Origin of the sequence: Brevibacterium paucivorans (genome assembly GCF_016907735.1) — a bacterium.
Lineage (GTDB): Bacteria > Actinomycetota > Actinomycetes > Actinomycetales > Brevibacteriaceae > Brevibacterium > Brevibacterium paucivorans.
Genome location: NZ_JAFBCP010000001.1, coordinates 1,416,064 through 1,430,258, shown reverse-complemented (window position 1 = coordinate 1,430,258; position 14,195 = coordinate 1,416,064). Strand labels below are relative to the sequence as shown.

Below are 14,195 nucleotides of genomic sequence, written 5' to 3'. Positions count from 1 at the left end.
GCCAAGCGGACTCGACCACTGGTTGTGAACTTTAAGATTCCACTGAATACAATACTGTATCGAATACATTTTTGTTTTGAAGAATCACTCAGAAAGAACCCCAATGACCATCGCCCCTGACGCGGCACCAACCGCCCGTCGACAGCGCACACGCAACCGCCTTCTGGGTGCCGCTGTGATCGCTTTCGCCCGCCGTGGCATCGTCAGCACGCCCATCGAAGAACTCTGCGAAGAAGCAGGAATGACACGTGGGGCGTTCTACTCGAACTTCAAATCGATCGACGAATTGGTGGTCAATCTCATTGACTGTGCCGTTGAGCACACGATCGCCGGAATCCGCGGAATCATCGCGACCACCGAAGACACATACTCAACAGACCGGACTACAAACACCTCGGACCCACACTGCCGATTCACCAACCTGCGCCAATCCGCCAAAACCGCCTTTGCCACGCAGCGCCTGGGCTGGACCACCTCGGTCGCGTGGGCGATCACGGAAGCGGAGATCGAACTGTACTCAATCCGCAACCCAGACGTGCGTTCCCGCTACCTGGAGCTGCAGAACGCACAGGTGCGCGCTGTGGGAGTGGAAGTTGAACAGCTCCTTTCAAGGCACGGGGCACGCACCACGATCCCCACCCAAACCGCAATCCGACACCTCGCCGCAACCGATATACGGGCAGCACGGCAGTCCATTCCACCTCGGGCGGTTGAAAACGCACCAACGCCGGACGCCAGCGAGCTGATCGCAGAGATCATGGGCCAGCCGGGAGCAGAGTTCGACACGTCGAAGTTGCCTGAAGATTCGCTTTTGCACCCGGTCGAACGCGAACTGGGCCCCGTTTTGGACCTGCTCAGCATGATGGTGGAGTTCTAGGGGCGCGGCGCAAACCCGCGTTAGGCGCGCAACCCAGTTAGGCTGAAAACATGAGTGATCACGCGAATGAATTTTCGGCCTTCATGGCAAGCATGCCCCTGCGACTTTCCACGTTCATCGAGTCTGACCTACCCGAATCGGTGACGCTTGAGAACGACGAAACGCGCGAGTTCCGCAAAGACCTCTCCCCTGCCTCGCTCCCGTGGGTCGAGGCATTCGCCAATTCTGCATTGGCTTCACCCGCGGTGGCCGTAGCGCCGGAAAACCAGAAGTTCACGGAAAACCTCATGCGGTATGTGGGCGAAGTTTTCTTGCGCGGGCTGGGTGGCGCGTGGGACTACGACGAATCCGGCGAGGTGGGCGAAGGCTTCCCGTTTATTCGCCCAGATTCGCAAGACGGGGACTGTGAGGGTGAACCGATTTCGATGATCGGCCTGGTGATGACCGCGCTCCAGGCGCGCAACGGGCAGGTGTTCGTCAGCCGCTATGCGCAGGAGCTGGAGAAGTTCGGGGAAGACGGTCCGCGTCGCTCGTCTTCAGCAGTGGACGACAGTGCCGCCGGTGGGGCCCCCATGGAAGATGAGGAACGCGAATTCTTGGGCACGTTCCTCCCCACGGTTGAGTCCGGGGTTGCCGCGTGGATTCAGGATCAGGCAGCACCGAACGAGTGGTCGTATGACGGCGACGGCCTGCTCAAACTCAGCAAGCAGCTGGTGGCACGGTACTCAACGGTGAACGAGATGCTCGCCGACCGGTCGGACTTCTACATTCAAGGCGCCCTGCGGTTTGCGGGCGAGACCTTCCGCCGAACCGGCAAGGGCACATGGCGCTACGGAACACGGTTTGACAACGACGACCCGCGACAGAAGCAGCCGTACGTCCACTTCTCCCAGATCGAGGTGGACGTGGTTCCGTGGGCGATTCTCACCTCGGCGTTCAAAGACACGCAAGCATCCGCCGAGGCCCTAGACGCACTGCGTTCGCAAGTGGGCGCCGGGGGCACTGCTTCCGAATGAGAGGGCGTGAGCCCTAGCTAGTGGCCTGGGTGGCCCTGCGGCACGGTGAAGCGCACGGTCATGGCCGATGCGTATTGGGGTGCGCCCGGGCTCATCTCGATTGTGTGGTTTGCCGGGTCGATCCGGACGGTCACCAGCGTGGCGCCTTTGTTGGGCGCGGCCGGGTCCGGGAGCACGCTCACCAGGCCATCTTCCAGCGGTGAGCACAGAACCTGCAGCATGTCGTCCAGGTCGTGTGGCTCCCCTGCCGAGGTGGTCGCCGACTCCAGGTAGTCCATACGGTCGTGCGTGTTGGAGTCGGGTGTGAGGAGTTGCGCGCCGTCCGCTTGGCTGGGGCACGCGAAGTGGTTGGTGCGCAGAGCCCACCCGTCGCGAGAGTTGAGGGCCACCTGGTGTGGGTTGATTTCCATGTTGACGGCCCGGTCGCGGTCGAGGACGGTGATGATTGAGGACGCCGAGGTGGGCGCGTCCTTGGCGATGTTGATGGCCTCGTCGACGGAGCCGGCAGTGCCGAGAATCCGGGCAAGCACCGCGTGGATGGGCACGCCGCCGGGAGCGTCGTCAGTGTTCTTGAGGATGTTGAGGTGGACGCCTATGCCGGCGGAGTTGAGCCCGATTTTTCCGGTCATGCCGTGTTCTGCGAAGCCTGCATAAGCGTGACCACCTGGGAGTGCGGCTACGCGGTGGAAGTGCCAGTTGCGCACCAGTTCAGGTTTCCAGTCCCAGGTTTGGGCCGACATGGTTCGGCCGGGTTGCTGGAACGTCACCGTGCTACATTCTTGTGGTTGCTGTTTGGCAAGCGTGAGGATTTCGGTCCGCCCCACAATGTGGCCCAGGTCTGTTGCGGTGATACCGGATCCGGCGGCGACGCCTAGAAGTTCGAGGTGCTGGTCAGGGTCCCAGTCACGGATTGCGTCCATGGAGGTGCGCGCGGCTGCGGTGGCGTCTGATTCGGAGATACCGAGCGAGGAGTAGAGCTCGCTGTACGCGCGCACAGTGGAGCGGATGTGGGGAGCAATCTGCGATGCCCTGGCCATTCCCCGTTGCCTGGGGTCGTTTCCTTCTACGTAGATCGTCTCGGTTCGAACCAGGTGCGGTTGGTTTTTCTTCATTGATCCTCCCAGTGGCACTTTCTGGACACGATACATGGGAGTCGTTGGCTGTAACGAAATGGTGCACCCAAGTCGTTTACGCAAAAGTCTCGGGACATCGAGTGAACGATGTCCCGAGACTTCACAACGCGGTGAGTGTGGGATTTGAACCCACGGTAGGGGGTTGCCCTACAACGGTTTTCAAGACCGTCACATTCGGCCGCTCTGTCAACTCACCTAGGCGCCACAAGTACGCGACGCAAAAAACGATTATTCCACACTTCGCGCGAGGGCAACAATCTCGCCGGTTGAACACCTCCTGAATGCAGTGTCAAAAATCGTCTCTTACACCTCAGTGGCACCGGTTTACGGGTATCGTCGTATGTGGCTGTCGATGAAAGGGACACAATGAGCGGACACCTCCACAGAACAGGTCGCAACCGCTGGCGCCCAACATCGATTTACCGTGTGCCGGTCGACCGCAACGTCACTCTTTTTGACGTCACAAACGTAATCCCGGACATCGCTGAACTCGGTTTCACCGCTATTCGCATCAGCCCCATTACGGCCTCCAGCACCGCCAACGAAACCGGCGCCCCCACAGATCCCAACGCAATTGACCCACACCTCGGCGGAATCGAAGGGCTGGAAGCCCTCTCAACAACCGCGCACAACGCGAACATGGGCGTCATCGTCGACTTTGTGCCTGGCGCACTCCACGTCGCGCACCCCAGCATGAACCCCTACTGGTGGGATGTGCTGTTGCACGGCCAAGAGTCCCAATACGCCGACTGGTTCGACATCCAGTGGGCACAAGGCAAAGTCACGGTGGTGGTCGACCAGCCCACGAGCACGGCAACCCTGACCACCAACCCCGCAACAAACGAACCGGTACTCCAGATCGGCTCCTCGATCTACCCGGTCAACCCGGAAACCCTGCAGCCCCAAGACCCACAAGAGCCCCAAAACCACCAAGACCCCCAGCAGCTCCTGGCCGCACAAAACTACACGTGCGTTGAAAAGACAAGCACCACACGCACGCTCAACTACCGTCGCGTCAACGCCGATTCGCACGTGGCCACCATCCGGGTGAACGACCCGCGCGTTTTCACGGAAACTCACCGCGAGCTCGCCCGCTGGTTCGACACCGGCCTCATCGACGGGGTGAGTGTGCGCCACATCGACTCGATCGCAGACCCCCAGGCGTACCTCGACCAGCTGCAGGACCTCACCGGCGGCTATATCATCACGGAGAAACGCTTCACGCTCAACCCTGAAGGCCAGCGCGAAGTAACTCCCTCGTCGTGGCCAGGTGCCGCGTCCACCACGTACCCGCTCATCTCGGCAATCGACGGTGCGCTCACGCACCCTATCGGCTTCTACGAGCTCGAATCGTTCCGCCAGCACTTGGCTGCAGGCCTGGACCCACGGGACCGCCGCGAACTGTCCACTACCGCAAAGCAGCTCCGCTTCAACCCCACCTCGGTGACCGGGCTGCTCACGCTTGAGGAAGCGCGGTGCAAGAAAGAAGTCACCAACACGCTCATGCACAACGAAATGGTGGACCTGGCTATCACCACCAAGAACGCATGGGCGAGCCTGGACGAGTCCACCCGCGCCAGCATCCGCACCGACCCCACCGCCCAGGTGGACGTGGATACGCTGGCTCTGATTTTGGGGATCGTTGTGGCGTCCGTGACCGTTGCGCGCCCTGAACTCGGTTTGGATGAAGATGCCGAGGTCGTTCGCGAGGGGTTCTTGTCAGCCCTGTCAGAGTCGGATCCGGACGACTTCCTTGGCCGGAACAGCACAGGTGAAGTCCCGGTCATGACCGCGGGTTCCATGGTGGTGCCGAGGGCGTTGGCGAAAGTGCGGTCAACAGTGCCTTCGGGTACGGCTTCAGACCGCCTCCTGGCCTATGTTGGCCTGTTGCTCACCACCCCGTCATGCCCCGTGAGCACCCTGTTTTCGCAGACCACCAGCGAGGTGCTCAACCTGGGTGTGACGGAACGTGCGCACTACCGCTACTGCACGCTCGCTGCGCTGAACGAAGTGGGTGGATTCCCGTCCGAACCCGGCCACCCCGACCGCATTCTGGATGAGTTTAAAATCCAAACTTCTACCACCTCGGCGCCGGTCATCAACGGGCTCACCAGCCCGGTTACCAAATACTCACGGGCGGAGCGCTGCCGGATCCTCGCACTGTCTGAGATCCCCCAGAAGTTCATGGAGTTCGTTGCAGACATGCGGGAGTTGGTGCCGCTGGACTACACGGTCACGCAGCCGGACGTCTCCGGCACCCCAGGTGGCGCAGGCAACTCAGACGCCCCAGCCACCGCCACCTCGGACACCAGCTTCGACATTCTGCTGTGGCAGTCCGTGATGGGCGCGTGGGACTCGCACTTGAACGTGGACCGGCTGATCAAACGGTCGGTTCGAGCAGCCCGGCGGCATGGTGGCTCGGATGAGCGGTTCGTTGAGTCGGTGCGCAACGCCGTTCACACGGCGCTCACGACGCCCGAGGTCGTTGCCCGGATCGACCGCATGGTCGCCATCGTGCGTCACGCAGGTGACCGCAACAGCCAAGTGGCACGCGCGTTGCAGCTGTTCTCCCCTGGCACCCCCGAGGTGTTCGACCCGCTGTTCTTGAGCCCACGCGAACGGCTGGTCGACAACAACCCTGGCGACCTGTTGCTTCGAGCGGGCTTGACAGTTCGCGCGCGCCACCCGCACATCTTCACAAACCCCACTTCGCCCACCCGCGTTGCCATCACCGGCGAGCGCGCTGAACACGCGTTTGGGTTGGCGCACTTTGGCGACACACAGTTCCCCGAGGTCGTCGTTGTGGTCGAACGCTTGCCCATCACCTTGCGCGCCACCGGCGGGTGGGGTGACACGCGGTTCCACATACCCACCTCGGTCAATGACGAAGAGGAGCCGGCGCAGACCGCTTCTACGATGCAAACCATGGCCTTGCCCGTGATCCGCGAGGAGGTTGAACCCACGTGGCGTGACGTGCTTTCTGGCCGCACGTGGACGGGGTTGGATTTCTCCGTCGCCGAGGTGTTTGGCACCCACCCTGTTACCGTCCTTGAGCGGGTTTAGAGTTCGGGGGCTAGCGCCCGCTTTGGCGCGGGGCTAGCGTAGCGTGCGCGCCGATTTAGGTGCGAAGGGCGGCTCGATTTCTCCGTCCGTGTCGTCGACAATGTCGTCCGCTGGATCATCGGCAGGGTCGAACGTTGCAGGAACCGCCGTGCTTTCGTCACCGGAAGTGGGTGTAGCGGGCGTCTCGGAAGAAGGCCGAGGTGTCACTGCGCGAGAGCCACCCGCCCCTTGGGGCTCTGTGGTGGGTTCCACTGAATCCGCCACCTCGGCGGGCACAGTTTCCGCGGTTTCGGCCACGCCAGCTTTGCGCTTAGTGACACCGACTGCCACCTCGGCGTCCTGCACTTTCGTCTCAGCGTTGCTGGCAACTGGCGCCTCAATCCCGTGGCCGGCCTTCTTCGCGACCTGTGACGCTTCGACAAGTCTGTCGTTCTCCTGTCGCGCCTTGGCCGCAGCCGCCCGCGCGTGCGCAACCTTTTCTTCTTGTGCTTTTCGGTGTTCGGCTAGGCGTTCTTCAATTCCAGCGCGCGTCGCCTCGGTGGACGTGCGTGGGTTGAGACGTGCCGGTTCGGTAGCCACTTCAGTGTCGGTGGTCAGAAGGCGCCTGAGTTCGGACAGTGGCACGATCAGCCACGTGGGCCGGTTGCGCAACTCGCTCACGCCCTCAACGAGCAGGCGGTCAATGAGCATGGCCCGCAACACGGGGTCCTTCATGCTGAAATCGGCGCCGCCAACATGTGAGTACCCGGCCAAGAGAGCCTTTTGGGATTCGTGTGACCAGCGGGCTTCGGGCGCCCCGTCGACTTGAGCAATCAGGTCGTCGTCCACCAGTCCGGTCGCACCCAGGGTGCTGGGCGTGGCCTTGGGGTCAAGGGCTCCTGTGCGAGCCAAGAATGCGTACCCTGCCGCGTAGTCCAAACTACGCAACAGCGCCACTAGGTCGAATGTTGGTGGACGCAGTTCCGAAGTCTCCGAAAAGTTTGCAACCGTGTACCCGTGGACCGGTGCTTTCACCACGTGATTGAGGGTGAGCCCGCCGTGAATCCGTTGCAGGTTCCCCACTGATGACATGTCAGCCAATGCCCGTTTGTGGGCGCGCAGCTGCTTCTCTAGAGGCTTGAGTGCCAGCGTGGCGCGGGCCAGCGCCCAGTCCACGCGGTCGGACCACTTCTTGATCCAGTTCGCGGTAGGTTCGCCGGTGCCTTCAGCCTTGCCAAGTTCACGGCCCAGGTCTACGTGTAGGCTGGCAACCCGGCCACCGAGGTCGTGCGCTTGTCGCGCGTACCCCGTCGCCTCCGCAGCGTTCCGCGCCGCTCCTACGGCTTCGTTCCATGCGCTCACCGCGCTAGCTTCCGAACGGGTCAGCATAGCAACTGGAGCAGTGTGCGTGTGTAGGTCAGTGCCGTCGAACCACCGCGACGCCATCCACCCCAGAACGGGCGCAACGGCTTGTGATTCGGCGATCGTGAGCATGATGGGCAACCGCACTGATTCGGGCACGTCACTGATGTCGAGTGTCCTGAAAAACGTCAGCACGCTAGGGAATGCGTGGTCGTCGATCAGAACCGCGGTTTCACCCTTGCGCGAATTGTCGAACTTCAGCTGTGTGGTGGTGGCGCGGTGCCACAGCACCGAAATGTTCGTCAGGTCGTTAAAGTCGCGCCCGCCACGCCCCACGCGCAACGCAGTCAGCTGCGAGTGGTCGGAGTTCTCAAACTGGCTGTCAAAGGCCTCGCTGACACTCACCGGCTCCGCACTCAGGTCCGCGTCGGCACGCATCCCGGCGGCCGCCTCGGCCATGGGGTCCTTGTGTTCTTCGCCATCCTCAGAAGGCGTCCCGAGGTCGTCGAAAGCCGCCTCGCGCCCCAACGCGAAGCTGGCGTCACCGGTGGCCATGGCGGTAGCGGCGAAAAGAACGAAAACAGGGTCGGCGACCGCGTCGTATACGTAGCACGGCCCCAACATGAAGTCGTCGATCTGGCCAATAAGATGTTCGCGCAGAGGCCCTTCCTCGCGCGTGCGCAGGGTCAGCGGAACACTGATGCGGCGAACGTTGTCACCACTCCCAATTCCCACGACTGCGATCCAGCCCTGGACGGTCAGCGTTTCATCGTCCTGAAGCGGGAAGTCCAGCTCAAAGACCTGGGTGTCGGACATTGGGACGACGTCCGGTGTGCCGACCAGCTCAAAAGACGTCACTGGAAACCAGGCCTGGCGTGGCAACCATTGCGCAAGCAGACCTTCGAGTTCACTGCTCATCGCCATGAGCGAACCCTCTTCCTTGATATCGAACGATGACGGTCACGTCACCACTTTATCTGCCCTGGTATTCGATTAGACGAACATCCTGAACAGCGGCGAGTCCTGCGAAACGCGTTCGATTTCGAGCAGCGATTCGTCCATGCGTTCGAGGAGCCCCGTGAGGTCCTCAGCGCGACCCAAGGTGATGCCCACGAACGCGGGACCAATTTCGCGGTCGGATCGTTTCACGTACTCAAACATGGAGACGTCGTCGTCAGGGCCCAACACATTGTCCAAAAAGCGGCGCAGCGCCCCGGGTTCTTGTGGGAAGTTCACGATGAAGTAGTGCTGTAGCCCCTCCCACACCAGGGCACGTTCGAGCACTTCAGCGTAGCGGGACAGGTCGTTGTTACCACCACTGATGACGCACACGACAGTTGATCCGGCTTCAATGGGCACCGGCACTTCAGCGTCAGCAGGCCCCACGGAGGCCGGTGAAATGGCGCCGGCGGGTTCGGCGATAATCCCGTCGACCTGGTACAGGTCCACCATTTCTTTTGCCACGCGGCCCTCGTCTACGGTGGTGATGGGCAGGCCGAGGTCGCGGACCATCGCGTACGTCAGGTCACCGGCCCGGCGTACCGCGGCACCGTCGGCGAAGGAGTCCACAGTGCCCAGTTGCACGGGGGCTCCCGCTGCGAGCGCTGCGGTCATGCACGCCGCCCCTGCCGGTTCAACACCAATCACGCGAGTGTCCGGGGTGCGGTGGTGACAGTATTCGGCCATTCCAGCCAGCAGGCCACCCCCGCCTACCGGGACCACCACGGTGTCTGGAGCAAAGCCCAGTTGGTCGGTGATTTCAGCGGAAATGGTTCCCTGACCGGCGATGGTGCGCGGGTCGTCAAACGCGGATACGACCAGCGCCCCCGAGGTGGCGGCGTGTTTCTTTGCAAGTTCAGAGGCGTCGTCGTAGGTGGAACCGGCTACCGTGATGGAGATCCGGTCGCCGCCGAAGTGACGGATCCGGTCGATCTTCTGCCTAGGCGTGGTCTTGGGGACGAAGATGCGTCCTTCGACGCCCAGTGTGTTGCAGGCACGCGCGAATCCTTGCGCGTGGTTACCGGCGGATGCGCAGACAACGCCGTGTTCCCGCTCTTTCGCGTCGAGTTGCAGGAGGAAGTTGAACGCGCCTCGGATCTTGTAGGAGCGCACCGGCTGCAGGTCTTCGCGTTTGAGGTACACGGTGGCACCGGTGAGGTCGGAGAGCCGTTCGGAAATGTGCAACGGGGAGGTGATGACGCAGTCAGCGATTCGCTTGGCGGCGTCTTCGATGTCAGACACGGTGGGTGGATTTGTCGTCTTCTGTCCCTCTACTAGCACTCCTCCATTGTGCATGAAAAAGGCGCGTTTGCCGGTCGCGTCCGCCAATCGTACAGGTAGGGTGGTTCGTATGCGCTCGATTACAGCTCCTCAGCCGGGCGGTCCAGACGCCCTGAAACTTTCCGATTCCCCCGTTCCCTCCGCCCAGCCTGGCGAGGTTGTTGTGAAGGTGGAGGCCGCTGGTGTGAACCGCGCCGACGTCCTCCAGCGCATGGGCTTTTACACTCCCCCTGCGGGCGCCACGCAGATCCTGGGCCTCGAAGCCGCCGGGACCGTCCACCAGGTTGGTGACGGGGTTGAGGAGTGGCAGGTGGGTGACCGGGTGGCCGTGTTGCTCACCGGTGGCGGGTACGCGGAGTACGTGCCGGTCCCAGCAGGGCAGGTTTTGCCTGTGCCTGAAGGGATGAGTTTTATAGAGGCTGCGGCCCTACCCGAGGTCGTTGCCACCGTGTACTCCAATGTCGTCATGGCGGCGGGGTTGAGTGAGGGCGACTGGCTTTTGGTCCACGGGGGCGCGTCCGGGATTGGCACCATGGCCATCCAGATTGCGAAACACGTGGGGGCGCGCGTAGCGGTAACAGTTGGCAGTGACGACCGTGCGCGCAAGTGCGCTGATCTGGGCGCCGACGCAGTGATCAACTACCGCGAAGAAGACTTTGTTGAGCGGATTCGTGAGATCACGGGTGACGGTGCAGGTGCGGACGGTTCTGCGGCTGCGCGTGTTCCGGGCGCGGATGTCATTTTGGACATCATTGGTGCGAAGTATCTGGAGCGCAACATTCAGGCGCTTTCGGCTGACGGCCGTTTGGTCATCATTGGCATGCAGGGCGGAACCAAGGCCCAGATTAACCTTGGTGACCTGCTCCCCTTGCGGCGTTCGGTCATGGGGACTACGTTGCGTGCGCGTCCAGACGAGCAAAAAGCACATATTGTTTCTGAAGTGCGCAAACACGTGTGGCCGGCCGTGGCCAGTGGCAAGATTCGCCCCATTGTGGATCGCGTGTTTGCGCTTGACGATTGCGTGCAAGCGCACGAACACATGGACCAGCCACACTTTGGCAAGATCGTTTTGGAGGTAAACCCGTGAGCGAGCACCCTGAACAGCAGGACGAAGCCGTAACGTCGGAGGCGGTCCAGACCACCAACGCTGACCAGCCGGATATCCCCGAAGACGAGGAACAGGCGATCCTTCCGGACCTCACGACAGCCGAGGCGGGCGAACAGCCGGAACCACCTCGGGACGATGAAGGTGAGACGGTAGCCGAGCCGGGCGAAGCCCAAGGTGACACCACTGACGAGACCGCGCAACCCGACGATGCCGGGGACGCGGACAGCGCTGGCGAAGCTGACGGCGACGAAAACGACAGCGACAGCAAGGACGCTGACGACAAGAAGGACGAGCCGGACATTACGAACCCGGGCAAGCTCGTGCGCTTGGGGCACATGCACGCGAAAATCTTGGAGGAGCTCAAGTCGGCGGACACCGACCCGGCGGGGCGCAAACGTTTGGCACAGATCCACGAGAACACGATCGAGGCGATGAAGGAGGCGTTGGGTCAGGACCTCGAGGATGAGTTCTTGAGTTTCACGCCTAAGCTGTCGTCCTACTCCACGCCAAGCCACAGCGAACTGCTGGTAGCGCAAGCGGGCCTGGTGGGGTGGATCGAAGGGTTGCTCCAGTCGATCCAGACCGCGATCATGGCGCGTCAGGCGATGCACGACGACTCGCCTGCGAACCCTGAGCACCCGGTGAAGCACAACCCCGAAGGCGCTTACGGCCCGGGCAACTACCTGTAAACCGTGGGGATAGCGAGATTCTTCCAGGGGTTGCGGAAGAAGGAGCCGCAACCGGACGACCTGTACGGAACGGGTGTCTGGCGGCAACACCGCGACCGGTTCAACCGTGCAGTGGACCGGTTTTTTGTCACCGCGAGCCGGCTACATGAAGAGGCCAACGCGGGCGCGGGCACCCAGGAGGCGCACGTACAGGCCACTGAGAGCCTGGCCGCGCTCACGCACACGCTGAACCAGGTGGCGCAACAGGTCGACGATTGTGCGCGCACGCTTCACACGCACGTGCCCGTCAATGAGCAGACGATTCCCGCGCAGGTACGCACACAGGTGGGTACGCTCCCGGAGCTTATGTCTCGCGCGGCCACCAAGGTCGCCGAGGCGGCCCAAGCTGCGGCGATGGTGCGCGCCCAGGTGCGGACGACCTCGGGCGGGGTAACTGAAAATAGCGAGACAGTCCCGGGTCAGGTGGCTGGGGTCAGCGCGGCCTGCAGGTACGTGGGCGACGCGGCCAGGTTGGCGGAGGAATGTCACCGCATGGCGGAACGGATCGCGTCCTCTGACAGTTCGAAGTAATCCTGAAGCGCCGTGGCCAGGCCGTCTTCTTGAACGGTCCCGGTGATGACCGTCCCCAGGTCTTTGAGCTTCTGCCCGGCCTGTCCCATGACGATTCCGTGCGTGACCCACTCCATCATTTCGTGGTCGTTGGTGCCGTCGCCTGCGCCCACGGTGTGTTGCTTGTCAATGCCCAGCATTACTGCGACCCGGGCGAGTCCGCTGGCTTTGGAAACGCCTTCGGGAGCGATATCCAACCAGTTGCTCCAGCCCACCGAATAGGTGACGCCGTGAAGGCCGATCTTTTCGACCGCGTCTGCAAACTCTTCGCGGGACCCGTGCAGTTCCCGCAACACGATGCGAGTGGCGCGTAGGGTCTTGAGTTCTGCGAACCGCACGATGTTGAGGTCATCGCCGGCTGCCAGATCACCAACGGGGAAATCTGCCGACGCCCAGCGTTCCAGGTTCGCGTCTTCCACCATGCACAGCGAGGTGGGCAGAGCGTGGTTCATTCGGGTAAGCGCCGGGCCAGGGTTGAAGGTCTCCACGTGGACCAGTTCGTAGCCGTTTTCAGTGTCCGGGTTGAGGGAGGCGATGACCGCACCATTGGACACCACGACGAATCCTTCAGTGAGGCCCAGCCTGTTCGCCACATCTAACGCGCCAGAGAGCGAACGACCCGTGGAGATCACAATGTGGTGACCTTGCGCCCGGCAGGCCCGCACGACTCCGCGGACACGATCGGAAAGTTTGTCGTCATAGTCGACAATCGTGCCGTCGATGTCGAGCGCAATCAGGTGCGGTGTCACAAAGCCTCCTGGGGATGAGTGGGAACTAGAAAATTTCGCCGTCGGGGCCGTATGCCTTCATTCCACCCAGGTATGGCTGCAAGGCGGCGGGGATTGCGACAGAGCCATCGGCCTGCTGGTGGTTTTCCAGGATAGGGACCAGCCAGCGCGTGTTGGCCATGGTTCCGTTGAGTGTGGCCACGGGAATGGTCTGCCCTTCCGAGGTGCGCTCACGGATCTTGAGGCGACGCGCCTGGAACGTGGTGCAGTTCGAGGTTGAGGTGAGTTCACGGTACGTGTTCTGTGTTGGGACCCAGGCTTCGCAGTCGTATTTGCGGGCAGCGGAGTCACCCAAGTCACCGGCAGCGATGTCGATGACGCGGTAAGGCAGTTCGCATGCCTGCAGCATTTGTTCTTGAAGTGACAACATGCGGAGGTGTTCGGCTTCGGCGTCGTCCTGGTGGACGTAGGCGAACATTTCGACCTTTTGGAACTGGTGGACGCGAATGATTCCCCGGGTGTCTTTGCCGTAGGAGCCGGCTTCGCGACGGTAGCAGGACGAAATGCCGCCGAACCGAATGGGCCCGTCTGACAGGTCGATGATTTCGTCCATGAAGTAACCAGCCAGTGGAACTTCGGAGGTTCCGACCAGGAACAGGTCGTCAGCTTCCAGGCGATATACCTCATCGGCATGTTCGCCCAGGAACCCGGTGCCACCCATGACTTCTGGTTTCACCAGGGTAGGCACAACCATGGGGGTAAAACCGGCGCTCAGCGCGGTGTCCATAGCGAGGTTGAGGATCGCCATCTCCAAGCGCGCACCAAAACCGGTGAGGAAGTGGAAGCGTGAACCGGAAACTTTGGCGCCGCGGGTGGTATCGATGGCGTGGAGGCGTTCGCCGATTTCTAAGTGGTCGGCAGGCTCGAAACCGTCGGCAGAGAAGTCGCGGACAGCGCCTTCCCGGCGCAGTTCAACCGAATCTTCTTCGCCACCGGATGGCACACCGTCGATGATGAGGTTGGGAAGCTTCATGAGGATGCGTTCAAAGTTCTGCTGAGCTTCGTCGTTGTCAGCCTGCAGAGCTTTGACACGGTCCGACATCTCTTTGGCTTCAGCAACGAGCTTGGCTTTTGCGTCCTTGTCTTTTTCAGACGCGACCTTCTTGCCGAACGCTTTTTGCTGAGCACGGATCTCTTCAAACTCCGCGATAGCGGATCGTCGCGCTGAATCGGCTGCCAAAATCTGGTCGACGAGTTCGACACTGGCCCCACGCGCACGCTGTGAAGCCTTGAAAATTTCCGGGTTCTCTCTGAGCTGCACTAGATCGATCACGTCTTTAGCCTACCTGTT

Annotated in this window: 11 protein-coding genes and 1 tRNA gene; 6 read left to right on the top strand and 6 right to left on the bottom strand. The window is 61.8% G+C overall.

The features are described 5' to 3' along the window. The first annotated feature begins 103 nt into the window (after positions 1-103). Both JOE56_RS06645 and JOE56_RS06640 read left to right on the top strand, forming a co-directional pair. Positions 104-877, top strand: a complete 774-nt coding sequence (locus JOE56_RS06645) for a TetR/AcrR family transcriptional regulator (protein WP_204515368.1) — start codon at positions 104-106, stop codon at positions 875-877. Positions 878-927: 50 nt separating this feature from the next. Beyond that, a complete protein-coding gene (locus JOE56_RS06640; RefSeq protein ID WP_204515367.1) occupies positions 928-1,893 on the top strand; it encodes a hypothetical protein in 966 nt (321 codons plus the stop codon). Between the two features lie 17 nt (positions 1,894-1,910). Here the strand turns inward: JOE56_RS06640 and JOE56_RS06635 are convergent, their stop codons facing one another. Together JOE56_RS06635 and JOE56_RS06630 are read right to left on the bottom strand one after the other, a co-directional pair. Next, positions 1,911-3,005: a C45 family autoproteolytic acyltransferase/hydrolase gene (locus tag JOE56_RS06635; RefSeq protein ID WP_204515366.1), complete on the bottom strand. Its 1,095-nt coding sequence runs from the start codon at positions 3,003-3,005 to the stop codon at positions 1,911-1,913. Positions 3,006-3,134: 129 nt separating this feature from the next. Then, a tRNA-Ser gene (locus tag JOE56_RS06630) sits at positions 3,135-3,222 on the bottom strand. A 170-nt stretch (positions 3,223-3,392) separates the two neighbouring features. Here JOE56_RS06630 and JOE56_RS06625 point away from each other — a divergent pair. After that, complete coding sequence (locus tag JOE56_RS06625; RefSeq protein ID WP_204515365.1) at positions 3,393-6,089, top strand: alpha-amylase family glycosyl hydrolase; 2,697 nt, start codon at positions 3,393-3,395, stop codon at positions 6,087-6,089. A 33-nt stretch (positions 6,090-6,122) separates the two neighbouring features. On the opposite strand, the gene JOE56_RS06620 is transcribed toward JOE56_RS06625, so the two are convergent. Both JOE56_RS06620 and ilvA read right to left on the bottom strand, forming a co-directional pair. Next, the gene (locus JOE56_RS06620) at positions 6,123-8,354 is read right to left on the bottom strand and encodes a maltokinase N-terminal cap-like domain-containing protein (RefSeq protein WP_204515364.1); all 2,232 of its coding nucleotides are present in this window, start codon (positions 8,352-8,354) and stop codon (positions 6,123-6,125) included. A 69-nt stretch (positions 8,355-8,423) separates the two neighbouring features. Further along, a complete protein-coding gene (ilvA, locus tag JOE56_RS06615; RefSeq protein ID WP_204515363.1) occupies positions 8,424-9,725 on the bottom strand; it encodes a threonine ammonia-lyase IlvA in 1,302 nt (433 codons plus the stop codon). Positions 9,726-9,780: 55 nt separating this feature from the next. Between ilvA and JOE56_RS06610 the strand changes: the two genes are divergently transcribed. Genes JOE56_RS06610 through JOE56_RS06600 form a run of 3 tightly spaced genes read left to right on the top strand, consistent with a single transcriptional unit; the run spans position 9,781 to position 12,077 of the window. Beyond that, on the top strand, positions 9,781-10,797 hold the full coding sequence (locus JOE56_RS06610; RefSeq protein ID WP_204515362.1) for an NAD(P)H-quinone oxidoreductase: 1,017 nt from the start codon (positions 9,781-9,783) through the stop codon (positions 10,795-10,797). Next, positions 10,794-11,507: a proteasome activator gene (locus JOE56_RS06605; RefSeq protein WP_204515361.1), complete on the top strand. Its 714-nt coding sequence runs from the start codon at positions 10,794-10,796 to the stop codon at positions 11,505-11,507. Before JOE56_RS06610 ends, JOE56_RS06605 begins: the two co-directional genes overlap by 4 nt. A 3-nt stretch (positions 11,508-11,510) precedes the next feature. After that, a complete protein-coding gene (locus JOE56_RS06600) occupies positions 11,511-12,077 on the top strand; it encodes a hypothetical protein (protein ID WP_204515360.1) in 567 nt (188 codons plus the stop codon). Here the strand turns inward: JOE56_RS06600 and JOE56_RS06595 are convergent. Further along, on the bottom strand, positions 12,032-12,865 hold the full coding sequence (locus JOE56_RS06595) for an HAD-IIB family hydrolase (RefSeq protein ID WP_204515359.1): 834 nt from the start codon (positions 12,863-12,865) through the stop codon (positions 12,032-12,034). The genes JOE56_RS06600 and JOE56_RS06595 overlap by 46 nt on opposite strands. Positions 12,866-12,890: 25 nt before the next feature. Then, positions 12,891-14,177, bottom strand: coding sequence for a serine--tRNA ligase (gene serS / locus JOE56_RS06590; protein WP_204515358.1), 1,287 nt, complete (start codon positions 14,175-14,177; stop codon positions 12,891-12,893). Positions 14,178-14,195 lie beyond the last annotated feature (18 nt).